At 62.9% G+C, this 24618-nt stretch carries 21 protein-coding genes; 6 read left to right on the forward strand and 15 right to left on the reverse strand.

Going from position 1 to position 24618, the window contains the following annotated elements; genetic code table 11:
* Window positions 1–50: 50 nt before the first annotated feature.
* The 8 genes from guaA to groES form a co-directional block, all read right to left on the reverse strand.
* Window positions 51–1643, reverse strand: coding sequence for a glutamine-hydrolyzing GMP synthase (gene guaA / locus L7A15_RS02490; protein ID WP_237188023.1), 1593 nt, complete (start codon window positions 1641–1643; stop codon window positions 51–53).
* Between the two features lie 69 nt (window positions 1644–1712).
* Window positions 1713–2264, reverse strand: coding sequence for a DUF3817 domain-containing protein (locus L7A15_RS02495; RefSeq protein ID WP_237200271.1), 552 nt, complete (start codon window positions 2262–2264; stop codon window positions 1713–1715).
* Window positions 2265–2319: 55 nt separating this feature from the next.
* Window positions 2320–3273: an SURF1 family protein gene (locus tag L7A15_RS02500; protein WP_237200270.1), complete on the reverse strand. Its 954-nt coding sequence runs from the start codon at window positions 3271–3273 to the stop codon at window positions 2320–2322.
* 94 nt (window positions 3274–3367) lie between these two features.
* Window positions 3368–4495 carry a GuaB3 family IMP dehydrogenase-related protein gene (locus tag L7A15_RS02505; RefSeq protein ID WP_237188020.1) on the reverse strand — a complete coding sequence of 376 codons (1128 nt, stop codon included), beginning with the start codon at window positions 4493–4495 and terminating at the stop codon, window positions 3368–3370.
* 100 nt (window positions 4496–4595) lie between these two features.
* Window positions 4596–6113 (reverse strand): IMP dehydrogenase, encoded by a 1518-nt coding sequence (gene guaB, locus L7A15_RS02510; protein WP_237208072.1) that lies wholly within the window; start codon window positions 6111–6113, stop codon window positions 4596–4598.
* A gap of 167 nt (window positions 6114–6280) precedes the next feature.
* Entirely contained in the window at window positions 6281–8476 is a 2196-nt protein-coding gene (locus tag L7A15_RS02515; RefSeq protein ID WP_237208073.1) for an acyltransferase family protein, read from the reverse strand.
* A 178-nt stretch (window positions 8477–8654) separates the two neighbouring features.
* Window positions 8655–10247 carry a chaperonin GroEL gene (gene groL / locus L7A15_RS02520; protein ID WP_237188016.1) on the reverse strand — a complete coding sequence of 531 codons (1593 nt, stop codon included), beginning with the start codon at window positions 10245–10247 and terminating at the stop codon, window positions 8655–8657.
* Window positions 10248–10298: 51 nt separating this feature from the next.
* A complete protein-coding gene (groES, locus tag L7A15_RS02525) occupies window positions 10299–10586 on the reverse strand; it encodes a co-chaperone GroES (RefSeq protein WP_135013045.1) in 288 nt (95 codons plus the stop codon).
* 264 nt (window positions 10587–10850) lie between these two features.
* Between groES and L7A15_RS02530 the strand changes: the two genes are divergently transcribed.
* The 3 genes from L7A15_RS02530 to L7A15_RS02540 all read left to right on the forward strand — a co-directional run bounded on the left by L7A15_RS02530 (window position 10851) and on the right by L7A15_RS02540 (window position 14952).
* Window positions 10851–12083, forward strand: coding sequence for an MFS transporter (locus tag L7A15_RS02530; RefSeq protein WP_237208074.1), 1233 nt, complete (start codon window positions 10851–10853; stop codon window positions 12081–12083).
* 335 nt (window positions 12084–12418) lie between these two features.
* On the forward strand, window positions 12419–13699 hold the full coding sequence (locus L7A15_RS02535; protein ID WP_237208075.1) for a class I SAM-dependent methyltransferase: 1281 nt from the start codon (window positions 12419–12421) through the stop codon (window positions 13697–13699).
* 110 nt (window positions 13700–13809) lie between these two features.
* Window positions 13810–14952 carry a glutamate--cysteine ligase gene (locus tag L7A15_RS02540; RefSeq protein ID WP_237208076.1) on the forward strand — a complete coding sequence of 381 codons (1143 nt, stop codon included), beginning with the start codon at window positions 13810–13812 and terminating at the stop codon, window positions 14950–14952.
* A gap of 33 nt (window positions 14953–14985) precedes the next feature.
* Here the strand turns inward: L7A15_RS02540 and tsaD are convergent, their stop codons facing one another.
* From tsaD to alr, 5 genes are all read right to left on the reverse strand, one after another.
* Window positions 14986–16092, reverse strand: a complete 1107-nt coding sequence (gene tsaD / locus L7A15_RS02545) for a tRNA (adenosine(37)-N6)-threonylcarbamoyltransferase complex transferase subunit TsaD (RefSeq protein ID WP_237208077.1) — start codon at window positions 16090–16092, stop codon at window positions 14986–14988.
* Window positions 16082–16609, reverse strand: coding sequence for a ribosomal protein S18-alanine N-acetyltransferase (gene rimI / locus L7A15_RS02550; RefSeq protein WP_237208078.1), 528 nt, complete (start codon window positions 16607–16609; stop codon window positions 16082–16084). The genes tsaD and rimI overlap by 11 nt, the downstream gene beginning before the upstream one ends.
* Window positions 16609–17286 (reverse strand): tRNA (adenosine(37)-N6)-threonylcarbamoyltransferase complex dimerization subunit type 1 TsaB, encoded by a 678-nt coding sequence (gene tsaB, locus L7A15_RS02555; RefSeq protein ID WP_237208079.1) that lies wholly within the window; start codon window positions 17284–17286, stop codon window positions 16609–16611. Before tsaB ends, rimI begins: the two co-directional genes overlap by 1 nt.
* A 186-nt stretch (window positions 17287–17472) precedes the next feature.
* On the reverse strand, window positions 17473–18072 hold the full coding sequence (tsaE, locus tag L7A15_RS02560; RefSeq protein WP_237208080.1) for a tRNA (adenosine(37)-N6)-threonylcarbamoyltransferase complex ATPase subunit type 1 TsaE: 600 nt from the start codon (window positions 18070–18072) through the stop codon (window positions 17473–17475).
* A 2-nt stretch (window positions 18073–18074) separates the two neighbouring features.
* Window positions 18075–19334 (reverse strand): alanine racemase, encoded by a 1260-nt coding sequence (gene alr / locus L7A15_RS02565; protein WP_237208081.1) that lies wholly within the window; start codon window positions 19332–19334, stop codon window positions 18075–18077.
* Window positions 19335–19467: 133 nt separating this feature from the next.
* Here alr and L7A15_RS02570 point away from each other — a divergent pair, with 133 nt between their 5' ends.
* The 3 genes from L7A15_RS02570 (at window position 19468) to L7A15_RS02580 (ending at window position 23116) form a co-directional block, all read left to right on the forward strand.
* Window positions 19468–20679: a glycosyltransferase gene (locus L7A15_RS02570; RefSeq protein ID WP_237208082.1), complete on the forward strand. Its 1212-nt coding sequence runs from the start codon at window positions 19468–19470 to the stop codon at window positions 20677–20679.
* A 13-nt stretch (window positions 20680–20692) separates the two neighbouring features.
* A complete protein-coding gene (locus L7A15_RS02575) occupies window positions 20693–21475 on the forward strand; it encodes a phosphatase (protein WP_237200260.1) in 783 nt (260 codons plus the stop codon).
* A gap of 162 nt (window positions 21476–21637) precedes the next feature.
* Window positions 21638–23116 (forward strand): sugar transferase, encoded by a 1479-nt coding sequence (locus tag L7A15_RS02580; RefSeq protein WP_237200259.1) that lies wholly within the window; start codon window positions 21638–21640, stop codon window positions 23114–23116.
* A gap of 51 nt (window positions 23117–23167) precedes the next feature.
* On the opposite strand, the gene L7A15_RS02585 is transcribed toward L7A15_RS02580, so the two are convergent.
* Window positions 23168–24100, reverse strand: coding sequence for an ADP-dependent NAD(P)H-hydrate dehydratase (locus L7A15_RS02585; RefSeq protein WP_237200258.1), 933 nt, complete (start codon window positions 24098–24100; stop codon window positions 23168–23170).
* A 1-nt stretch (window position 24101) separates the two neighbouring features.
* Complete coding sequence (locus L7A15_RS02590) at window positions 24102–24539, reverse strand: holo-ACP synthase (protein WP_237200257.1); 438 nt, start codon at window positions 24537–24539, stop codon at window positions 24102–24104.
* Window positions 24540–24618: the final 79 nt, after the last annotated feature.

The raw sequence follows: 24618 nt of genomic DNA on the forward strand, positions 1-24618 counted from the left end.
GCTCGCGGAATAACAAAAATTTTATTTTCCCCTGTTGGGGAAAATTTTTGTTATTCCCACTCAATCGTTCCCGGAGGCTTTGAGGTCACGTCCAGAACCACACGGTTCACCTCAGCAACCTCATTCGTAATCCGGTTAGAAATCTTCGCCAGCAGGTCATAGGGCAGGCGTGACCAATCAGCAGTCATCGCGTCCTCAGACGAGACCGGGCGCAACACAATCGGGTGACCGTAGGTACGGCCGTCCCCCTGCACACCCACGGAGCGAACGTCCGCCAGCAGCACCACGGGGCACTGCCAGATCTCCTCGTCCATACCAGCGGCAGTCAGTTCCTCGCGCACAATCAGGTCAGCAGCGCGCAGGATATCCAGGTTGTGCTTATTAACCTCACCAATCACGCGGATGCCCAGGCCGGGGCCGGGGAAAGGCTGACGGGCAACAATCTTCTCAGGCACACCCAGCTCACGGCCAATAGCGCGAACCTCGTCCTTAAAGAGGGTGCGCAGGGGCTCAACCAGCTCAAACTGCAGGTCATCAGGCAGACCGCCCACGTTGTGGTGAGACTTAATATTCGCAGCGCCCTCGCCGCCGCCAGATTCAACAACATCCGGGTAGAGGGTACCCTGTACCAGGAACTTAATATCAGTGCCCTCAGCACCGGCCTCTTCAATCAGCTTGCGCTGGGCAGCTTCGAAGGAGCGGATGAACTCGCGGCCAATAGCCTTACGCTTAGCCTCGGGCTCAGTAATACCGGCCAGGGCACCCAAGAAGCGCTCTGACTCATCGATGGTCACAACCTTGATACCCATGGTTGAAGCGTAATCCTGCTCAACCTGTTCACGCTCGCCCTCACGCAGCAGACCGTGATCAATGAAGAAGCAGGTGAGCTGATCGCCCACAGCCTTGTGCACCAGGGCAGCGGCCACAGAAGAATCCACGCCACCAGACAGGGCACAAATCACCTGATCATCGCCCACCTGCTCGCGGATCTTAGCGACCTGCTCCTCGATGATGTTGCCGGTAGACCAGGTCTTCTTCAGACCCGCTACGTTGAAGAGGAAGTTCTCCAGGGCAACCTGGCCGTAGTCGGAGTGCTTAACCTCGGGGTGCCACTGCACGCCACCGAACTTACGCTTCTCATCGACGAAAGCTGCAACAGCAGCGCCGGGGGTCTGGGCCAGTACCTCAAAGCCCTCGGGGGCTACAGAAACGGAGTCGCCGTGGCTCATCCAAACATTCTGGGTCTTGGGGGTACCGGTCAGGAAGGAGGAGTTCTCGGCGCAGACCACGGCGTCGGTTGCCCCGTACTCGCGCAGGCCGGTCTTGGCGACGGTGCCGCCCAGGGTCTGGGCCATGACCTGGAAGCCGTAGCAGATACCGAAGACGGGTACGCCAGCCTCAAACATGGCGATGTCACCCTTGGGGGCGCCGTCCTCGTACACGGACGAGGGACCACCAGAAAGAATAATTGCGGCCGGGTTCTTGGCCAGCATTTTCTCGGTGGGCATGGTGTGGGGTACCAGCTCGGAGTAGACACCGGCCTCACGCACGCGGCGGGCGATGAGCTGGGCGTACTGGGCGCCGTAGTCGACGACCAGGACGGGGCGCTCTTCGAGCTCCTCGATGGGGTTGTGGGTAGTCACAGGTATTTACCTTTTCGGTTGGGGTTGGAGGGTAATCCTTGGGTTCTATTCTAGTTCAGCTGGCGCCGGTTAGTAGCGCTTGGTGGCCTGCGGGTTGGCTGCCAGGAGAGCCAGGGTTTCAGCGTAGATCTTGCGTTCGACGATGAAGGAGAGGAAGGGAACCACGCCACCCAGGGCCATGACGATCATCTGGGGCAGGGCCCAGCGCATGAGCAGCCAGAGGCGGAAGCAGGCTAGCAGGTAGATGACGTAGAACCAGCCGTGAATGATCAGGATCCAGGTGGAAATGTTCAGGCCGCCGTGCAGGTTCTCGGTTTCTAGGTTGAGCCAGCCCAGGGCTACGGTTTCGCCGGTCTGGGCGTTGGTTGCACCGGCGACGAGGTCGTAGCCGAAGATGTAGCGGCTGACCATTTCTGCAACGAGCAGCAGCAGGAAGGTACCTGAGATCCAGGCGCACCACTTGTAGAAGGTAAGGGCCCCGCGAATCTGGGATTCGGTGCCACCAAATTTCTTGCGGACGGTGAAGCCGCCCTTGCTGTTGACCTGGGAGGCGCCGTCGGCGAGGGTGACTTTCTTGCCGTCGGTGCGTTCGGTGGGGCGGGGGGCTGGCTTCTCGCTCACGGTGGTCTCTTCCTTAGGTTCGGCTAGTGGGTTGGTAGGGGGTGAGGACGGCCTGTTAGCGGCTTGCATCCTGGACGTGACTGTGGGGGTTCACGTCATCGAAGAAGTAGTAGGCGTCGTCGGCTGGGTCGTAGTAGTAGGGCCGGCCGGTGGCTTCGTCGACCCAGTACTCACCTTCATATTCGAAGTAGAGGGCGGGGTTGGCGTCCTTGTCGACGCTGTCTTTGAGCATACGCCACCAGATGTAGAGGGCGAAGCCGGCGAAGACGAGCCATTCGATGGCGTAGAAGATGTTGAGCCAGTCGAGGGAGGTGTCGGTGACCTGGTCGGCTCGGATGGGGGTGTAGGTTTCGCTCTGCCCGATGACGGTTGCGGTCGGGGCGATGGTCCCTTCAGGGGTGAGTGGGGTTGAGCCGGTGGTTTCGGAGTCTGCTGTGAGGATTCCGTTGTAGAGGGCGGCGTTCCAGACGTTGGTGAGGTAGGAGGAGTTAGCTGAGGCCAGGGTCCGTCCTTGCTGCTGGCCGGTCTCGCTCAGCTGGTTGGTGCCGAGTGGGGGGTCGTTCCCGACGATTCGCCCGGCAACTGTTAGGGGCCCTGTGGGTTCTGCAGGGATTTCTGCTTGTGAGGTCCAGGCTCGTGCAACGGTCAGGCCGCGTTTCCCCTCCCCCAGGCTGGTGTGTACGGTGTCGCTACCGTCTGGGATGAACAGGGCGACGACCCAGTAGCCGTGGACGCCGTCGTTCAGCTTGTTTTCGACCAGGAAACTTGATCCTGGTACGTAGGTGCCGGTGGCTTCTACAACGGTATCGACTTCGTCGAGGCCCAGGACGTCGTGGGGTTTGAAGATGTCGCTGTAGGGCCTGACCCTATCTTTGTCGGGGTCAGCTAACCGGGTTCCTGAGGTGGAGGCGTTGAGCTGCCAGGAGCTCAACCACACAAATCCGGTGACGAGAGCGAGCACCGCAACTAGACCCATGAGCCACCGGGGGGTTAGGGCTGTTTTGAGCACGGGCTTACCTTTTCTGGACGTGGGGGTGAAGTTGCGGTGAAAGCAGGTAAGCCCTGCCTGCGGTGGTGGGCCGAGGCAGGGCTACCTGTTAGGTTTACTTGATGTAGGGGGTGACGTTGACGTCGATTCGCTGGAAGGATTTGAGGTCGGTGTAGCCGCAGGTGGCTAGGGCTCGTTTGAGGGCACCGACCAGGTTAGCGCTACCGTCGGTGTGGGAGGAGGGGCCGTAGAGCACTTCTTCCAGGGTGCCGACGGTGCCCAGCTGGGTGCGGACGCCGCGGGGGAAGTCCTTGGAGTGGGCTTCGTTGCCCCAGTACCAGCCAGCTCCGGGGGCTTCGGCGGCGCGGGCCAGGGGGGCGCCGATCATGACGGCGTCAGCACCCATGGCCAGGGCCTTGACCATGTCGCCGGAGCGTCCCAGGGAGCCGTCGGCGATGACGTGGACGTAGCGGCCACCGGATTCGTCGAGGTAGTCTGAGCGGGCTGCGGCGACGTCGGAGATGGCGGTTGCCATACCGGCCTGAATGCCTAGGCCGCGGCGGGTGGTCAGAGCTGCGCCGCCGCCGAAACCTACCAGGACGCCAGCTGCGCCGGTTCGCATGAGGTGCATGGCCGGGGTGTAGCCGGTGACACCACCGACGAGTACAGGAACGTCTAGTTCGTAGATGAACTTTTTGAGGTCCAGGGGTTCGTGACGGGTGGAAACGTGCTGGGCTGAGACGGCTGCCCCACGGATGACGAAGAGGTCTACGCCTGCCTTGACGACGGTCTGGTAGAACTCCTGGGTGTTTTGCGGGGTCAGGGAGCCTGCCACGATGACACCTGATTCGCGGATTTCTGCCAGGCGGGCGGTAATCAGTTCAGCCTTGATGGGTTCGGCGTAGATTTCCTGCATGCGGCGGGTGGCGGCCGGGGCGTCGTCGCCGCTCAGAGCGTTGATTTCGTCGAGCAGGGGCTGGGGGTCCTCGTAGCGGGTCCAGAGGCCTTCGAGGTTGAGGACGCCGAGGCCTCCTAGCTTGCCGAGGGCAATGGCGGTAGCCGGTGACATGACCGAGTCCATGGGGGCGCCGATGATCGGGGTGTCGAACTTGAAGGCGTCGATCTGCCAGCTGAGGTTCACGTCGTTGGCGTCGCGGGTACGGCGGGTGGGTACCAGGGCGATTTCGTCGAGTGAGTAGGTACGGCGGGCACGCTTGGACATACCAATCTGGATGTCGGTCATCGTCTTCCTTTCACCGGTTAGTGGGCCGGTTAGCTTGAGTTTGGGTGGGCCCCGTCCCGCCTGATCTTGGTGTCGGGACGGGGCACGTCACGGGGTGGCCTTAGCGGCGGTAGTTGGGGGCTTCGACAGTCATGGTGATGTCGTGGGGGTGTGATTCTTTCAGACCTGCTGAGGTGATGCGCACGAACTGGCCCTTGTTCTTGAGCTCTTCAACGGTGTGGGCACCGACATAGAACATGGTCTGGCGGAGGCCGCCTTCGAGCTGGTGTAGGACGGAGGCGAGGGGGCCGCGGTAGGGCACCTGGCCTTCGATTCCTTCGGGGATCAGCTTCTCTTCAGAGGAGACGTCTGCCTGGAAGTAGCGGTCCTTGGAGAAGGACTTCTTGCCGCCGCGGGACTGCATGGCGCCTAGGGAGCCCATGCCGCGGTAGGCCTTGAACTGCTTGCCGTTGACGAAGATGAGGTCGCCGGGTGATTCGGCGGTACCTGCCAGGAGGGAGCCGAGCATGACGGAGTCTGCGCCTGCCACCAGGGCCTTGCCGATTTCGCCGGAGTGCTGCATACCGCCGTCGGCAATCAGGGGAACGCCGGCGGGGATAGCGGCCTTGGCTGACTCGTTGATGGCGGTGATCTGGGGGACGCCAACACCGGCAATAATGCGGGTGGTGCAGATGGAACCGGGGCCGACACCGACCTTGACGGCGTCTGCACCGGCGTCGATGATGGCCTGGGCACCGGCGCGGGTTGCTGCCTGGCCGCCTACAACGTCAACGTGTGCTGCGGCGGGGTCCTTCTTGAGGCGGGCGATCATGTCGAGTACGCCCTGGGAGTGGCCGTTTGCGGTGTCGACGAAGAGGGCGTCGACGCCTGCTTCAACCAGGTTCATGGCGCGTTCGTATCCGTCGCCGAAGAAGCCGATGGCGGCGCCGACGCGCAGGCGGCCGTCTTCGTCCTTGGTGGCGCGGGGGTACTGCTCGCTCTTGGTGAAGTCCTTGACAGTAATCAGGCCGGTGAGCTTACCTGCGTCGTCGATGAGGGGCAGCTTCTCGATCTTGTTGCTGGCCAGCAGGTTGAAGGCCTCGTCCTTACTCATACCCTCGTGGCCGGTGATCAGCGGCATCTTGGTCATGATGTCGCGGACGCGGGTGGTTTCAAAGGTGGACTCGGGCAGGTAGCGGGTGTCGCGGTTGGTGATGATACCGACCAGGACCCCGGATTCATCGACGACGGGCAGGCCGGAAACCTTGTAGTGGCCGCAGAGGGCGTCGAGTTCGGCGATGGTGGCGTCGGGGCCGACGGTCACGGGGTTGGTGATCATGCCGGATTCGCTGCGCTTGACGCGGTCAACGTGGTCGGCCTGGTCTTCAATGGAAAGGTTGCGGTGAATAACACCCATGCCGCCCAGACGGGCCATGGCGATGGCCAGGGTGGATTCGGTGACGGTGTCCATGGCTGCCGAAATGATCGGGGAGGCGATGGAAATGCGCTTGGTCAGGCGGGTGGTGGTGTCTGCGTCGGAGGGGATGACGTCGGTGTTGCCAGGTAGCAGCAGGACGTCGTCGTAGGTGAGGCCGGTAAAGCCGAAGGGGTCTTCGCTCAGTGCAGTGGGTGTAGACATCGTGGGGGTCGCTACCTTTCGGGGTGGGGTGGGCGCTGGGCAACACTGGTTTTAATCTTAGTCGGGTTGGCCCCGATGTGCGAGTGTGTGCCGGGGTGCCGGGCTACCACTTGCTCACATCAGGGTTTTTCCCTCGTGTATCTAGCTCAACCCTTTTTCTGTTCTTACTATTCCACGTCCTCGCCGGTGGTGCCTGCAGGGTGGATGTCGAGGGTAGGCTGGCGGCTGGTTTCGGCGCGGTTTAGGGCTTCTAGCAGGCGGGGGTTGAAGTAGGGGCCGAGGGTTTCGATGTAGGTTGCGGTGATGTGGTCGTAGTCGAAGTAGGTGTAGATGTTGCCGATGGAGGCAGGGCAGGCGTTGTCTGGGCAAACCAGGTCTGAGAGGTTGAGGGCGGCAAAGCCGGGGTGGGTGGGTTCGAGCTCGGTGAGGGGGTTGACGGTGACGTCCTGGCCGGGGTCCATGATGCAGTCGTCGGAGGAGCCGAAGGTGTCCATGCAGGTCTTGTGCATGGTTTCCATGCGGGGAGTGTCGCGCAGGCCGATCACTGAGATTCCGGCTTGGGTGAGTTCTTCGATGCGGGCGAGGGAGTCTGTCAGGGGGGCGTCAGGAGTGTTGGCTTCTGATTTGGTGCCGTGGAGGAGGACGGCATCTGGCTTGAGTTGCTGAATGAGGGCGGCGCTGTCTGTGGCGAAGGTGTCGCACTCGTAACCGCTGGCGTAGGCGGCGTTGTCTCTTGGCCCGAGGAAGCACCCGGGGCTGGTGAGGGCAAAGACGGTCCAGCCTTGTTCTTCGGCGAGGGGGCGTAGGGCAGTGAGCCACATCTGCATGTGGGAGTTACCCCAGGCTACGAGTGTGCGGGTGGGGTGTTCCTGGTGGGCGAGGACGGTACAGCGGCTGGCTAGGTCTTCAGGCAAGGTGAGGTCGGGGGCCACGTCCGCGCAGTGTGAGCCCAAGTCGGCCCAGTCGGCGTCGAGGACAGCCCGGATCGGCAGGACGGTGGCGTCCTCGTCCCCGTGGTATTGGAAGGCGGGGTTCAGGACGGCTGCCCCCACGTTGTTGTCCGCCCGGTTGGCTTCAGCTTGGACGGCCTGCCGGTGGATGGTGGAGGTCCAGGTGGATGCTGGCACGAGGGCAAGGGCCAGGCAGGTCCCGATGAGGGCTAGGGAGGCTAGGGTTGATCGGTTGGGTAGGCTCCAGGTACTGAGCGGCTTTTCAACGAGTTGGGTCAAGCCCCAGGCCACAACCCCGGAGAGGACCAGTAGGACAATACCAGCTAGAAAACCTGCTTTTTCCTGCTGGGTTTGGGCAAGGTAGAAAACCAAAATTGGCCAGTGCACCAGGTAGAGGGCGTAGGAGAAGGAACCCACGGCCAGGAGCGGACGGGAGGTCAGCAGCTTTTCTGGCCCCCACCGGGTGCCCGTATCCCCTGCACTGATGACCAGGGCAGCAGCGAGGGTCGGCCAGAGCGCAACGTACCCGGGGAAGGTGCCGTTAACGTCCAGGACGAACCCGCAGGACACGATGGCGATAATTCCCACCCAGCCCATGACGGCCCGCACCATCTTGGGTAGGCGCACCGTTGGGAGCCACAGAGCCACCAGCGAGCCGATAGCAAATTCCCACAAACGGGCTTTGACATCAAAATAAGCGGTCTGCTGGCTGGAGGCGGTTTCTTGCACTGAATAGGCTAGTGACAGCATAAAAATGATGCCGAACCCCACCGTCAGGGCCAGACGCCCCAGGGTGGCGCCCCGCCGTCCTAGCAGCAGGGCAACCAGCACTATCAGCGCAGGCCAGAGCACATACACCTGCCCCTGTATCGACAGGGACCAGAAGTGCCGCAAGGGAGAAGCCTGGGAGGTGTCTGCCGCATAGTAGTCCACAGCGTTCTCAATTGACCATAGGTTGTGCTGGTAAAGTGCTACCGCCTTGGCCTCGTCCAGGATCGAAAGCCACCGTTCAGCCGGTATGAAGAAGGAGGTACCCAGCAGGGTCAGGGCTACGGTGAGGGCGGCTAGGGGCAGTAGCCGCTTGAAGACATGCACCCAGTAGGAAACCAAGGTTTTCAGGCCGAACCAGGTACCGGGCCCGACGAGCTGACCGCCTTCAAGTTTGCGGGCAAAAGAGCCGGTGAGCAAGAAAGCTGAGACGAGCAGGAACACGTCAACGCCACCCGAGACTCGGCCAAACCAGAAGTGGTAGGCAGCGACCAGGAGCAGGGCGAGCGCCCGCAGGCCCTGGATTTCAGGACGCCAGGCCCGTTCGGCCTTCTGCACGATCATGGGGAGGGATTCGGTGCGGGGACGGACGCCGCCGGTGCCGGTAGCTCCTGGCCCCGTTGAGCCGGTACGGTGGTTGCTCATCGTAGTCTGCCCCTCCCCCAGGTGTCCTTCTGCCGCAGATCTTTATTGATACTGATCGTTCAGTTTTCTCTGCAAGGTTGCATGCTATCGCAGCTACCTGCCCAGCCGGAGCCTCATCATGCAAAAAGCCCGCTACCGTGTTGCTCACGGTAGCGGGCCTAAAACCTACAGGAGGGACTTACTTTTCGTCTTCGTCCTCGTCAGCAGGCTTTTCGACGACCAGGGTCTCGGTGGTCAGCACCAGGGCAGCGATGGAGGCTGCGTTTTCCAGGGCTGAGCGGGTGACCTTGACGGGGTCGATGACGCCACGGGCGATGAGGTCCTCGTACTCGCCGGTAGCGGCGTTGAAGCCAGAGCCTACGGGCATGTCTGCGACGCGGGAGGCAACGACGTAGCCGTCCTCACCGGCGTTCTCAGCAATCCAGCGCAGGGGCTGAACCAGGGCCCGGCGGACGATATCGACGCCCACCTGGGCATCGTGGGAATCCAGGGTGACGCCGTCCAGGGCGGCCAGGGCGTGCACCAGGGCGGTACCGCCACCGGCCACAATGCCCTCTTCCAGGGCTGCGCGGGTGGAGGATACGGCGTCCTCGATGCGGTGCTTGCGTTCCTTGGCCTCAACCTCGGTTGCGGCACCCACCTTGATGACGCCCACGCCGCCAGCCAGCTTGGCCAGGCGTTCCTTGAGCTTTTCGCGGTCCCACTCGGAGTCCACGCGCTCAATTTCTGCACGGAGCTGGTCAACGCGCTCAGCTACGGCCTCGGAGGTGCCGCCGCCATCTACGATGGTGGTGTTGTTCTTGGTGACGGTCACGCGGCGGGCTGAACCGAGCTGGTCCAGGGTCACAGCGTCCAGGGTGATACCCAGTTCACCGGTAATGACGGTGCCGCCGGTCAGGATAGCCAGGTCCTGGAAAATCGCCTTGCGGCGGTCACCAAAACCGGGTGCCTTCAGAGCAACGACGTCCAGGTTGCCGCGCAGCTTGTTAACCACTAGGGTCGACAGCGCCTCGCCGTCAACGTCCTCAGCGATGATGGTGATGGGCTTCTTGGCCTGAACAACCTTTTCAAGCACGGGCATAATCTCAGCCACGGTTGAAATCTTGCCCTGGTAGAGCAGGATCGCGGTGTTCTCCAGAACAGCCTCAGCACGCTCCGGGTCGGTGACGAAGGAGGGTGAGAGGTAGCCCTTATCGAACTGCATACCCTCGGTTACTTCGAGCTCAATCTCGGTGGTGGAGCCGTCCTCAATGGTGATGACGCCGTCCTGGCCCACCTTGCTGAAGGCCTCAGAGAGCAGTTCACCAATCTGGGGGGACTGGGCAGAAATCGCAGCCACGTGGGCTACCTCTTCGCCCTTGACCTCGCGGGCGTTGGCCAGCAGGCGCTCCGACACCAGCTTGGTTGCAGTTTCAATACCGCGCTTGACCTCACCGGGGGCTGCACCTGCAGTCACGTTACGCAGGCCCTCAGTCACCAGGGCCTGGGCTAGGACGGTCGCGGTGGTGGTGCCGTCGCCAGCAACATCGTTGGTCTTGGTGGCTACTTCTTTAGCGAGCTGGGCACCCAGGTTTTCGTAGGGGTTTTCCAGTTCAATCTCGCGGGCAATCGAGACGCCGTCGTTGGTGATGATGGGGGCGCCCCACTGCTTATCAAGCACCACGTTACGGCCACGGGGGCCCAGGGTTACCTTGACAGCGTTAGCGAGCTTATCGACACCTGCCTGCAGGTGCTTACGCGCATCATCATTGAATTCAAGCTGTTTTGCCATGAATCCTTACTTCTTTCTTCAGATCTAACGGGTAAGTAGGGGCGTTAGAACTTAGGAGACAACAGCCAGAACGTCACGGGCTGACAGGATCAGGTACTCGGCGCCGCCGTACTTAACCTCGGTGCCACCGTACTTGGAGAAGATCACGACGTCGCCCTCAGCTACGTCAACGGGGATGCGGTTGCCCTTGTCGTCGATGCGGCCGGGACCAACAGCGATAACCTTAGCCTCCTGGGGCTTTTCCTTAGCGGTATCGGGGATGACCAGACCTGATGCGGTGGTCTGCTCTGCTTCAACGATCTGAACGACAATGCGGTCTTCGAGGGGCTTGATAGCCATGGTGAGGTACTCCTTCAAGTGAGGTCTCAGCGTAAAACTTATGGGTGACCACAGGGCACTAAGGCGGCCTGCCCCGGTATCGTCGCGGTGTTACCGGTAGCCGTTTTAGCACTGTCAGCGGTCAAGTGCTAACTAAAACTTTATTCCCCTCGCCCCCGCCGGGCAAGATAAGGCGCAGGTTTCGCAATCAGCGCACCGACAGCGACACCCCTGATGCGCCATAAAATACAGGTTATAGACCACCTACCCAGCAGAAAGGCACACATGCTCAAACTCATCTTCTGGCCGGTGCTCGTCCCCACCTTCCTCTTCGCCGCCGGCTTTGGGGCCGTCGTCCCCATCCAAATCATTGCAGCAATACGGCTAGGCGCTTCACCCGAACTTGCCTCCCTCCTCATCGCCGCCACGGGCGTCCTGGCCCTCATCTGCACCGTCCCGGTGGGGGCAGGCATCGACCGTATCGGCGACAAACGCTCCATGACCCTGGCAACCCTCTTCGCGGGTGGAGCCCTCACCCTCAGTGTCCTCTCCCTCACCCTGCCCCTCACCTGGGCCCTTACCCTCTACGTCCTAGCCCACCTCGCCCGCGTCCCCTCCACCGTCGCCTGGGGGCTTGCCCGCCAAGCCGTCCTCGCAGAAACCGTAGCCCCCGACGACCGTGGCAAAGCCATGACGGCCCTCGGCGGCGCCCAACGCGCAGGCTCCCTTGCCGGGCCCCTCGTCTCCGCCCTCCTCCTGCTCTGGCTCCCCCTCTGGACGGTCTTCCTCCTGGCCCTCGCCCTCGTCCTGGCAGCCACCATCTGCCTCCACATCCGCAAACTCAATCAACGCTTCGATACCGCCACCAGCACAGCCCGCTCAAACCGCACCGATGAAGATTTGGCCCTCACCGTCCGCTGGCCCGCCGTCTGGGTCGCAGGCCTGGGCATCATCACCCTGGCGGTAGCCCGTGTCACCCAACCCATCCTTGCCGCCCTCTGGGGCCTACACCTCAGCTGGAGCGACTCCCAAATCGCCCTCGCCATTGCCCTCGGTTCAGCCCTCGAAATGCTCCTCATGGTCCCCGGCGGCTACCTCAAAGACCGGGTAGGACGCTCCGCCGTACTCGCCCTCTGCCTGGGCTTCTTCGGCGCCGGTTTCGTCCTCGTTCCCCTTGCCCCCACCAGCATCGGCTTCATCTCAGGCCTCACCCTCATGGCCATCGGCAACGGCTTCGGAGCCGGTATCAACATGACCATCGGGGCTGACCTCTCCCCCAACGTCGGGCGAGCCAAGTTCCTCTCCATCTGGTCCATGTTCTCCCAGGTCGCCATCCTGGCCGGGCCCCTTGCCGTCTCTGGCATCATGCTGGTCTCATCACTCCCGCTGGCCTTTACCGTCATCGGCTCTAGCGCCCTGGGCGGGGCCGTCTGGGCCCTGGCCACCCAGCCCATCACCAAGCTACCCACGGGGAAGAAAGCAGATAAGGGGCAGGACGAAGCGCCTTCTGGAACTTAATTGGTTGGGGTCGAGGCGGGGAGATAAGGGGCAGGACAAAGCGCCACGCCCGCGACCCTCTTGATCCTCGCGCTGGGGCGCTCGGACCAATTCACGCCAGCCCCGAGCCAGCGGGCGTATGGCGCTTCCCCCCTGCCCCCTTGATGTGCAATCTGGAACTTAATGGGTTGGGGACGGGGCGGGGCAGACCCGCTTGCGCCGACTGACCCTCTCGGGCTCGCCCTGGGGGCTCGCCCGATTCACGCCAGACCCAGCCAGTCGGCTTTCAGCGGGTCTACCCCACCCCTCTTGCTCCTGTGCCAGCCAGTTATCCCCCCACCCCTTAAACTAAGTGCATGACCTTTTTCCCCCGCGCCGGTGCCCACCCCTTCTCAGCTGACCAGCTGGCCCTCCTTGACCAGCTCGCCCCCTACAACCCGGCTGACTCCCTGCAGGCAGTCAGTAGGCTCCGGGCCCAGGGGGTAAACGCCGACGACTCCTCAGCCCTGCTGACTCAGGCCCGTCTACGCACCCTGGGGGCTACCAAGTTCGGAAAAGACGCCTCACACATGCTTTTCACCGAGGCAGGCTATGAGCAGGCTACCCGCGCCGCCGTCGCCGACCACCACGCCACCCGATTCCGGGCCGCCGGGTTAACCTCTGTTGCCGATTTGGGCTGTGGCCTAGGGGCAGACTCCCTGGCCTTTGCCCGCGCGGGGTTAGCGGTGACGTCCGTTGAGCTTGACCCCGCTACAGCGGCCCTCACCGCCCACAACCTCTCCCCCTACCCGGCTGCCCAGGTACTCGTGGGCAATGTGGAAGACATTGAGCTCGAAAAACTCACCATCGTAACCGGCGAGCGCGTCGCCGCCCTCTGGCTAGACCCAGCCCGCCGGGAGGTTGAAGGCGGCGCAACCACCTCCCGCCTTTTTGACCCCGAAGCTTTCTCCCCGCCTTTTTCCTTCCTGCAGAAGCTGGCTGCTACCGGGATTCCGATGGGGGTCAAGCTGGGCCCGGGCCTGCCCCACGAGGCCATACCGAGCGGGGTTGAGGCCGAGTGGGTCAGCCACGGTGGGTCCGTGGTTGAGGTGGTGCTCTGGTTCAATGCCCTGGCCCGCCCCGGGGTTGCCCGGTCGGCGACGGTGCTGGGGGCGGACGCCACCGCCCGGCAGGTGCTGGGTGAGATAAGTTCTCCCCTGGCCGCGTCAGCTGATGAAGAGCCGGTTGAGGTCACTGAGTTGGGCGCTTACCTGATTGAGCCAGATGGGGCAGTAGTGCGCTCCCACCTGGTGGCTGACTTCGCCCGAACCATCGGGGCTACCCTGCTGGATGAAAATATCGCCTACCTGACGTCAGACTCCCCCGCCACTAGCCCGCTAGGCCGGGCCTACCGCGTCCTGGGCACCCTGCCTCTGAACGAGAAGAAACTGCGCCGCTGGGTCAAGGAAGAGGGCATCACCGCCCTGACCGTTAAAAAGCGGGGGGTTGATGTGGTTCCTGAAAAGCTCCGGGCAACCCTGCTTGCCGGGGTGAAAAAGAAAAAGGGGACGGCTGGCCGCGAAGCCACCCTGATTCTGACCCGTCTGGGCGAGGGCGCAGCCTCCCAGCGCCTGGCCATCTGGGCCGAACCGGCCTAGTTTATTACGTCTATCTCACTAGGAGCGTCATAGAGTGAGCCTGATTCTTCTGCGCTAGCCCCTGCCCCTAAGATAGAACCAGCACCGCACCGAGACCCTGGAGCCAGCGCATGATTTTTCATCCCTCAGACCAGTCCACGATTGGAGTGGAATGGGAGGTCGCTCTCGTCGACCCCGAAACCCGCGAACTGGCCTCCCGCGCGGACGAGGTCCTGGCCTGCCTCCAGGAGCAGGCCTCCCAGATTCTTGAACCTGCCCCAGATCGGGCCCACATCACCGGCGAATTCCTCAACAACACCGTTGAACTCGTCACCGGCATCTGCCGAACCCCGGAGGAAGCCGCCGACCAACTCACCTTAGCCACCGGCGTCCTGAAATCCGTTACCGACCAGCTGGGCCTGGCCTTCTTCTCAGCGGGCACCCACCCCTTCTCCCGGGCCCTGGACCAAAAAGTCGTTGATAAGGACCGCTACCTGCGGGTGCTCGACCGCTCCCAGTTCTGGGGCCGCCGTCAAATCATCTACGGGGTACACGTGCACACCGGGGTCAATTCCCGTGCGAAAGCCCTACCGGTGCTCAACGGGCTCACCAACTTCTACCCCCACCTGCTGGCCCTATCAGCCTCCTCCCCCTTCTGGGAGGGGGAAGATACCGGGTTCGCCTCCCAGCGGGCCCAAATTTTCCAGCAGCTACCTACTTCGGGCCTGCCTTTCACCTTCGAACGCTGGGAGGACTACGAGGACTACCTTAACGACCTCGTAGTTACCGGCGTCATTGATGACCCCAGCGAAAACCGGTGGGACGTTCGCCCCGTCCCCAAGTACGGCACCATTGAAATGCGGGCCTACGACGGGCTGGCTTCTATTCGTGACATCACCGCCCTGACCGCCTTTACCCAGTGCCTGGTGGAATGGTTCTCCCGTCAACTGGACGCAGGCAAACGGATTGAGCCTCTCAAGCCCTGGCATGTGCAGGAAAACAAGTGGAGGGCCGCCCGCTACGGCACCGAGGCCATCGTCATTCTCGATAACCAGAACACCGAACGTCTGGTCACCGACGACACTCTGGGGCTACTCAACAAGCTAGAGGGTATCGCTGCTGACCTGGGCTGCTCTGCTGAGCTGGCTGATGTGGAGCGCATCTGCCTGACCGGGGCGGGCTACCAGCGCCAGCGTCGCGTCGCCGCAGAAAACAATGGGAACCTGCAGGCTGTGGTCGACGACCTGGCCGCGCAGGCGATCGAGGGGCTGTAGCCCCTCGGCCCCAGCCCCTCGCGCTTTCTCCAGCTAGAGTGAAATCTTAGTGACGGGCAGGGAGGAGTCTGCCGTGAAGTCAATTCCTGACGGTGCCCGGCCCTCAGATACCAGACGAGCACCCAAGGCTGCAACCATGGCCCCGTTATCGGTGCACAGGCTCAACTGGGGAATCACCAGCTTGATACCGTGCTCAGCACAGCGCTGGGCGGTGATCTCGCGCAGGCGGGAGTTAGCAGCCACGCCCCCACCCAACAGCAGGGTGGTGATACCGCGTTCAGTGCAGGCCAGCATGGCTTTCTTAGTAATCACATCGACCACAGCCTCCTGGAAAGAAGCTGCAATATCAGCGACCGGCACCTCTTCACCCCGGGCCTCAAAGCCCTCAACGACGCGGGCAACAGCGGTCTTTAGACCCGAGAAAGAAAAGTCGTAGCGGTGGGGTCCGGGTTCCTCAGCGGTACCCATAAACTTGCGGGTCGATAGGCCGCGCGGGAAAGCAAAAGCCGCCCCGTTGCCGTCCGCAGCAACCCGGTCAATCACCGGCCCACCCGGGTAGGGCAGGCCCAGCAGGCGGGCCACCTTGTCGTAGGCTTCACCGGCGGCGTCGTCCAGGGTGGCCCCCAGTAGCTCAACATCGCCGGTAATATCGCGTACGGCCAGAATTTCCGTGTGCCCGCCAGAGACTAACAGGGCCCCGATTCCTTCGCTGGGCAGGCCGTCAAGGAAGTCAGCCGTATGTCCCTCGATACCGCAGTCATCGAGCAGGCCCACGCCCACATGGGCAACCAGGTGGTTGATGCCGTAGAGGGGCTTACCGGTGGCGGTAGCCAGGGCCTTAGCGGCAGAGACCCCCACCATGAGGGCACCGGCCAGGCCGGGCCCTGCGGTCACGGCAATAGCGTCCAGATCGTCCAGGCTCACCTGGGCCTCGTCCAGGGCGGCCTGCAGGGCCGGGACCATGGCGTCCAGGTGGGCGCGGGAGGCAATCTCAGGAATGACCCCGCCAAAGCGCACATGCTCGTTCATAGAAGAAGAGACGGTGTTGGTCAGCAGGGTGGAGCCCCGCACAATGCCAATGCCGGTTTCGTCGCAGGAGGACTCAATACCCAGCACCAGGGGTTCGGTCTTAGCGGTCATGGCTGGTTTCTCCTTGGGGGACGGTCTGGTGGGTGAGCTCGCGGCGCATGATGAGGGCATCGACCCCGTCGTTGTAGTAGCGGCGGCGCACATGGATCTGCTGGTAGCCGTTTTTCAGGTAGAGGTCCTGGGCCCGGGGGTTATCGGCCCGCACCTCTAACAAGATCTGCTCAGCGCCCCGGGCTGCGGCTTCGCGGGCCAGAAAGTCGAGCAGGGCCCGCCCGTAGCCACGCCCCTCGTAGGCGGGGGCAACGGCAATGGTTTGCACGTCGGCGGTGTCAGCTACGCTCATGAGCCCGGCATAGCCGATAACCTGCGGCCCGGCATCCGTTGGTAGTTCAAGGACGACGTACCCCCGGGTTTCGTGGGTGATTTCGGCAAGGAACATGTCCAGGGGCCAGGCATCGGCTGGGAAGAGGTCGAGTTCTAGGGTGTGGACGGCGGGTACATCGTGCAGGGTCATTTCCCGGGCCCGGGCCCCGTTGGCCAGGCCCGTGGGGAGGTCAGTCAGTAGCATTAGGCGCTGGCCTGCTTGCGGGCGGTGGGTACCTTGGCGTCCGATTCGCGCAGGTAGAGGGCGCTGGTGTCGGTGCTCAGCTGGGCCAGGCCCAGGCGGGCAGCCGCTGCCAGCAGGGCGGCGGCGTCCGGCTGGGTGTGCTCAAAACCGGGTTGGGCGTCCAGGGCCTCGGGGTAGAGGGAGGTGCCAAAACCGTAGGCGGGCAGAGCGGGGGCCTCGCTGGCCGGGCCGACGGTGGGGCCGCTTACCAGCTGATAGCCGCCCTCGGTTAGCTCGTACACGGCCGAGTAGATTTCTCGGCGGCGGGCGTCTGAGGCCACCAGAAAACGGGCATGGCCGGACGCCCGGGCGGCGGCTTCTGCAGCCTCGGCCAGGGCGGTGAGACTCATGATTCCGTAGAGGGGCTTGTTCCAGGCAAAGGCCAGGGAGCGGGCGGTGACGATACCGGCGCGTAGGCCGGTGAAGGGGCCGGGGCCGGTACCGGTTATCACAGCGTCAATATCCCGGCCTGTTACTCCGGCTTCAGCCAATACCTCGGTAACGAAGGGTGCCATCACTTCGGCGTGGGAGCGGGTGTCTTCGGTTGACCGGGACGCGAGCAGGGTCAGGGTCTGCCCGTCCAGGCGCCCTAGGGCAACAGAAGCAATAGCCGATGAATCAAGAGCAAGAATAAGCACCCCACCAGTCTAGCGTGTTTAGGCTCAAGGGCTTGATACTCGGCGTCCCGGGCTCGCGCTCGCTGACCGACGGACTACTTGTACGTTGGAGTGGCAATGTTTCCGTAGTGGGTTTGCTCGAGGGGAGCATAGGGGCCTGCAGGAAGCTGGCTCGGGGCTGGCGTTTAAGGGTGCTTCCGAAGGCCCCTATGCTCCCTCCCCTCCTCTACTGCTCAGCTTCTCTACTATCTCGTCCCACACGTTTTCCCAGCGGGGTCCGCGCCCGATGAGGCGGAGGCGGCGCGGTTCGGGGGCGCCGTCGTCCTCGTCGTCTTCGTTCCAGCTGCCAGGGGCGTAGAGGGCGTAGGGGTCGGTTTCGGCTAGGTCGGCGCCGGTGACGCGGGTGAACTCTAGGTCGAGGATAGAGTCTGAGAGGTGTTCCGCCTTGTCACGTCCCCATTCGATGACGGTGACGGAGCGGTCCAGGGAGTATTCCAGGTCGAGGTCGTCGAGTTCTTCTGAGCTGGCAAGGCGGTAGGCGTCCACATGGACCAGGTCGGGCCCACCGGGGCGGGGCCCCTCGGGCAGGTTGGGGTGGACGCGGGAGAGCACGAAGGTCGGTGAAATGACGCCCTCGCGCACGCCGAGCCCTTCGCCGAGGGAGCGGGTGAAGGTGGTTTTTCCTGCCCCTAGTTCGCCGGTGAGGATCAGGACGTCGCCTGCGGTGAGCAGGGGGGCCAGGGCCAGGGCGACGGCGCGGGTGTGGGCCGGGCCGGTGATTTCTAGGTCAAGGACGTGCTCGCTCACAGTTACTTTTCCTCTTCGGTGGGGGTGGTGCGCCAGGATCCGCCGACGGGGACGCGGGTGACGCGCGGGGAGATTCGGGTGACGATTTCGTAGTTGATGGTTCCGGCGGCTTCTGCCCAGTCTTCGACGGGTGGGTTGTCGCCGGTGCCGAAGAGGACGGCGGGGGCCCCGAGGAAGCCTGCTGCGGGGTCAGCCAAACCGGGTTCACCGAGGTCTACAACCAGCTGGTCCATGGCGATTCGACCAACGGCCCGGTAGGTGCGGGCGGGCTGCCCTGCCGGGTAAATACGGACCGGCCCGCCGGTGGCTACCCGGGGCACGCCGTCCGCGTAGCCGACCGGGATCAGGGCCAGGGTGGTGGGCTTGTCGGTCACATAGTTGAGGCCGTAGGAGACGCCCTGACCCGCAGGGACTTCCTTGACGGCGTTGATGAAGGTTTGTAGGTGCATGACCGGCTTGAGCCCCAGGTCAGCTGAGGTTTTTCCGGCCAGGGGGGAAAGCCCGTAAAGGCCGAGCCCTACGCGGACGGCGTCCCGCAGCAGGCCTTCTTCAGCCCCGACGGACGCCGCGCTCAGGGTTGCCGGGCTGTTGGCCAGGTGGCGCAGGGTGGGTTTCAGGCCAGCTGAGTGCAGGATGTCGAGGGCAAGGTCGAAGGTCTGGGACTGATCTGCTGTTTCGGGGCGGTCGGGTTCGTCGGCGACGGCCAGGTGGGAGAAGACCCCGACGACCTGGATCACCCTGTCCTCTTCCAGCTGGCGGGCGGCGGCGGCGAGCGCCGGGAGCTCGCTCATGGTGGACCCGTTGCGGCCGAGGCCGGTGTCTACTTTGAGGTGGATCTTAACCGGTTCCTTCTGCCTGCGGTCACGGTGGGCGGCTGCTATGGCGTCGAGTTCCCAGGTGTTGGAGACGCCGAGTTCGAGCTGGTCTGCTAGGGCTTGGGTGAAGTTGGTGCGGGGGGTGTGGAGCCAGGCGATGAGGGGGGCGGTGATTCCGGCTTCCCTGAGTTTGTGGGCTTCTGAGACGTGGACGACGCCGAGGTAGTCAGCTCCTGCGGCGACGGCTGAGCGGGCGATGTCGGTGGCGCCGTGGCCGTAGGCGTCGGCTTTGATGACGGCGATGAGGGCACGGGGGCCGATGAGGGTTTTGAGGTGGCGGACGTTGTGTTCGAGGGCGTCGAGGTCGATGATGGCTAGGCGTTCTGCGTCACCTGGTGCGTCCGCAGGCACGAACCCGTGGTTCCGGTACAGGCTTTCCAACGACATGCTTCACTCCTTGGGATGGTGGGCAGTTTTCTCTAGCTACTTGTATCTCTAGCTTAGTTCAGGTTGGGGGCAGGGGAGGTGTTGGGGGACGCGGGGTGGTTGGGTGAGGCCGTGGAGCTACTAGACTGGGGGCGTGGATATTTCTCAGCCCCTGCACCTGCACATCATTTCTATGCACACCTCTCCCCTGGCCCAGCCGGGATCAGGAGATGCTGGCGGTATGAACGTCTATATTGAACGTTCTTTAGCGGCCCTTCTTGAGGTCAACCAGCATCTGACTGTGGAAGTTTTTACGTTGGCGACTGACCGTCAGCAGGCTGGGCAGGTGCGGTATCACGAGAGGGCTACCGTCACTGCTCTCTACCTGCCTGAGGCTGAAGGAGCCCGGAAAGAGGATCTACCTGAGCTGGTTCCGGGTTTTGCTATGGCTGTTCGAGCGTTAGCAGCCAGGCCGCCCCAGCTGATTCACAGCCACTACTGGCTTTCTGGTTTGGCTGCCCTTGCCGCTTACCCCCAGGTTCCGCTCGTCCACACCATGCACACCACCGCTGCAGCAAAGAACGCCCGGCTGGGTGAGGGCGAGCGCCCGGAGCCCGAGGTGCGTGTGCGTGGGGAGCAGGCCTTAGTGCGTCGGGCGGCGGCTCTGGTGGTCAATACGGAGCATGAGGCCGCCCAGATGCGGGACTTTTATGGGGCAGAAGACCGGAAGCTCGTAGTAGTTACCCCCGGTGCTGACGCCCAGGTTTTCCACCCGCTAGCCGGTGTTAGCCCCGCCCATGCAGGTAGCTCTGATACGGCTGACCTCTTCTTTGCTGGTCGGCTACAGCCCTTGAAGGGCCCACACCTACTCGTTGAAGCTCTTGCCCTGCTCCCATCTGATTTAGATGTTTCCCTCACCATATCGGGGGCCTCGTCTGATGGTTATGCTCAGCGGCTCCTTGACCGAGCGGATGAACTTGGCTTGGCTGAGCGCGTGCGACGAGTTGACCCGTATCCCCCGTCTGAGCTGGCGCAGGCTTTCCGTCAGGCCGATATCGTTGCTGTTCCCTCATCGTCTGAGACGTTTGGCTTGGTTGCCTTGGAGGCGTCTGCCTGCGGTGCCCCCGTCCTGGCGAGTAAGGTTGATGGCCTAGCCGACGCTGTTGCGGACGGTGTGAGCGGCATCCTGGTGGCGGAGCGGTCAGCTGAGGCCTGGGCTAGGGCTATTGAAGGTCTGGTTCGTGCCCCGGAAACCCGCCTAAGCTTAGGCCGAGCTGGGGCTCAACGGGCCCAGTCTTTCACCTGGCAGGCTACTGCCTCCCACCTGCTTGACCTCTACACCCGCCTACGTACAACCCTGCGATAAGTAAGGAGAACCCGTGACTTTTTCGATGACCCGGCAGGAATTTGCTACCTACCTGAATGCCTCAAAAATCACCGGCGACGTCGCCACTCCCCGGGAGAACAACCTGGCCCACATGCAGGGGTTTGTGGACGGCAATGAGCACCTAGAGTTCGGGGTCACCTGGACCCAGGACTGGACCTTTGAGCAGGTCTTTGATGTGATGGTGCGCCGCTGCGGCAATAACCCCGACCCCGCCCACCGCGAGGGCCAGGACACCATCAGCGCCGACCTCTGCCTTGACGCCCTAGCTGAATATGCCGCCCTCTTCGGGGAAGCCGTCAGGGCCCAGAAGAGCATCCTCTTCGCAACCGGCCACCCGGCTGGCCTCTTCCCCATCTACGCCCACCTGGCCGCTGCCGCCCAAGCCGCTGGCGCTACCGTCCTGACCATTGACGAGGGGGATAAGTTCCTAGACGGCGATATCCGCCAAATCTTCAAGGTGGTCATGTTCGAGCAGTACGGCAACCTGCAACACACCCACTTCCCCGGCCCCATGAAAATTGCCCTCGACCAGTTAGAGGCCAAGGGAATCACCCCCGACCTGGTTGTCGCTGACCACGGCTTGGCTGGATACGCCGCCTCAGCCGGTATCCCCACCCTGGGTATCGCCGACTGCAACGACCCCGGGCTCTTCATTTCCAAGGAACAGGGCCAGATCCTGGTTGCCGTCCCCATGGACGATAACCTCCCGCCCCACCTCTACCAGCCCATCACCGACTACCTCCTGCACGAGGCCGGTCTGGCTCCCGCCCTCTAAAACCACCCCACATTTATTTTTGATGTGAAGCAAACTTCACCCTTGAATAGGTCAAATACCAGCAGACAAGGAGTAAAATTGATGTGAATACTCGGCAGTTTTAGCCCCCACCATTCGCACTATTCCCAGGGGCTAACTCATGTCATTAGGGGACACATCAAAGTGAATGAAGAATATATTGAAGAGCGCTGGGCCGAAACTCGGAACCGGCGCACTTGGCACCGCAAACTCAAGGGTGCCCTCTACCTAGCTGACACGGTTACCATCGCAGTGACCATGTTCGTCAGCCACATCATCATCTTCGGTTTTGAAGATACCAAGGTCTTTAGCGACGGGGCTTTCTCGCTCCCGTTCGGCTATGTCGGCACAGGAGTCCTGCTGGGCCTCACCTGGCTTCTAGCCCTCACCCTGGCAGATACCCGCAATATCCGTTACCTGGGGCACGGCACCGATGAATACCGGCTCGTGGTTAAGTCAACCACCTATTTTTACTGCTCCATCGCAATTTTTGCCTACCTTACCAAAACCGAGTTTGCCCGGGCCTACCTGCTGATTTCTTTCCCTATGGGGCTTGCCTTGCTCCTGCTGGCCCGCTGGATTATTCGCCGCTGGCTGGTTAAGGTCCGTGACAGCGGCCGTCTGCTCTCCCGTGTCATGATCATTGGCGACCTCGAATCAGGCAACCACCTCTACACCAATCTCAAGGACGCCCAAGCCTCAGGTCTGAGCCCCGTGGCGGCCTACCTGCCCCGGGAACCCCACGGTACTGAACTCGCAGGTGGCGCGATCCCCACCCTGGGCTACTCGGCCGACGCTGCCCAGGTCCTGGAAGTGGTGAGGGCTAACAATATCCATGCGGTTGCGGTATCGACCGGCCACGGGCTCACCCCCACGGAGCTCCGCCGCCTGGGCTGGGCCCTGGCTGCCGCCCACGTCGCCCTGATTATGGCCCCGGCCATGACAGACATTGCAGGGCCTCGTATTCATACCCAGCCCCTCTCCGGGATCCCCCTGATTCACGTCCACACCCCCCGTCTGGAGGGTGTCCAGGCCATCTGCAAGCGGGCCATCGACGTCCTGGCCTCGGGCCTGGGCATTATCCTGCTCTCCCCCCTCTTCCTGATCGTGGCAGCTATCGTCAAGTCCGACGGGGGCCCTATCTTCTTCTTCCAGGAGCGCGTTGGCTTCCGGGGGACTCCCTTCCACATGATTAAGTTCCGCTCCATGGTGACCAACGCCGAGGAACTCAAAAAGGAGCTGATGGATCAGAACGAGGGCAACGGGGTGCTCTTCAAGATGGCTGACGACCCCCGCATCACCAAGATTGGTAAGTTCATCCGCAAGTACTCCATTGATGAGCTGCCCCAGCTCTGGAACGTCTTTGTGGGCGATATGTCCCTGGTGGGCCCGCGTCCGCCCCTGGAATCTGAGGTTGCCCTCTACGAGGAGGACGCCTACCGCCGCCTGCTGGTCAAGCCCGGCATTACCGGTCTCTGGCAGGTCTCGGGCCGCTCTGACCTCTCCTGGGAAGAGTCGATTCGCCTGGATCTTTACTATGTTGAGAACTGGTCGGTGGTTGCTGACCTTATGATCCTGGTCCGTACCGTCCGCGCAGTCTTTGCCAAGGAAGGCGCCTACTAAAGCGTGCCACAGGGGGCCGGTTATCGTATGGCGGTAACCGGCCCCCTGTTTTTAACTATTGCTGATGAAAGTGGCGACAGCCTCGGGCAGGTGCTGGGCCACGAGGGTGGGTGGGGTGGGCCCGGCGGCTCCCCCACCGTGGACGAGCCGGGCAGCTGCGTGGTGGATTTGGATAGCAGCCCCTGCCAGGCGGGCGTAGTCAGCCGGGTCAGCCCCGGGGCTTGTTTCTTCGGCCTGGTAGCGGGCCAGGAGGGCCCCGAGAATACCGGTGAGGGTATCCCCGCTACCTGCTGTTGCCAGCCAGTGGCTCGTGCTCTCACCGGTTACCTGGAAGAGGTCCCCGGTGGGGGAAGCCAGGGTGCTAGTGGCGCCCTTGAGCAGGACGGTGGCCCCGGTTGCTCCTGCCAGCAAGCCCGCAAACCGGGGCGGGTTAGCTTCAATATCTTTTCGGCTGGGAGGTTCTCCCAGGGTAGGGTCCTGGGCCTGGATCAGGGACGGGGCCAAGGCCAGTAACCAGGTCAGGGCGTCGGAGGCTTCCCCGGCATGGGGGGTCAGGACGTGGTGGGCCTGCAGGGTGAGACCGTCAACAACCAGCCGGGCGGCTAGGGAGACAGCCCCGGCATCAATCACAGCCGCTTGTCCTGTCGCAAGGACGGCCAGGGCTTCGGCTTCCCGGGCCTCACCTGCAAGGCCCGAGCCGAGGGCCCAGGCGTCCACGCGCAGGTTTTCGGGTTCTCCCACACTACATACGGCCTCTGGCACGGTTAGGTGCATCTGGAGGTTCAAGGAGGCGGTTCCGGCAAATCTCACCATACCGGCCCCGGTATTCACGGCGGCCCGGGCAGACATGAGCGCCGCCCCCGGGTAGGTGTCACTGCCGGTCAGCAGGCCAAGCACCCCGCGGGTGTACTTGTGGGAGGAAGGGGTTGGGGCAGTGACATATGTTTTAAGGTCGCTGAGGGTGAGTTCCTGTACCTGAGCCATCCTAGGGCTGCCCTCCTGCCGAGGAACTGCCCAGCAGCCCCCGTCCGTCCGAATCCAGACTTCGGAGCTTCAGTAGCTCTTCTTCCCCCAGGTGCTCTGCCAGAACAACTGCCGTGGCGACAGGTTCGTCGTGGCTCAGGGTCAGGTGGAGCCGGTTAATTCCCAGGTCAGCAGCCCGGGCCGCCACGGTGCCCTGCACGACCAGGTAGGGGGCGCCGTCCGCGTCCTTCTCTACCCAGCAGTCCTGCCAGGAGAGGCCAGCAGGTGCCCTCAGCGCCTTGGCCACAGCCTCCTTGGCCGCGAACCGGGCAGCCAGGGAGCGGACGGGCAGGCCCCGCTCCCCCGGGGTAAAGAGCCGCTCCTGCAGGGCCGGGGTGCGCTCCAGCAGCCCGGCGAACCGTTCAATATTGACCACATCGGTTCCAGTACCAATAATCACGCAGTCCCCCTCTTTCTTCCTTGGGCCATGCGCTTACCTCTCCCGCCCATTCTACGCCCTGCCCACGAACCCAAAAGGA

The organism is Rothia nasimurium (assembly GCF_928391935.1).
Lineage (GTDB): Bacteria > Actinomycetota > Actinomycetes > Actinomycetales > Micrococcaceae > Rothia > Rothia nasimurium_D.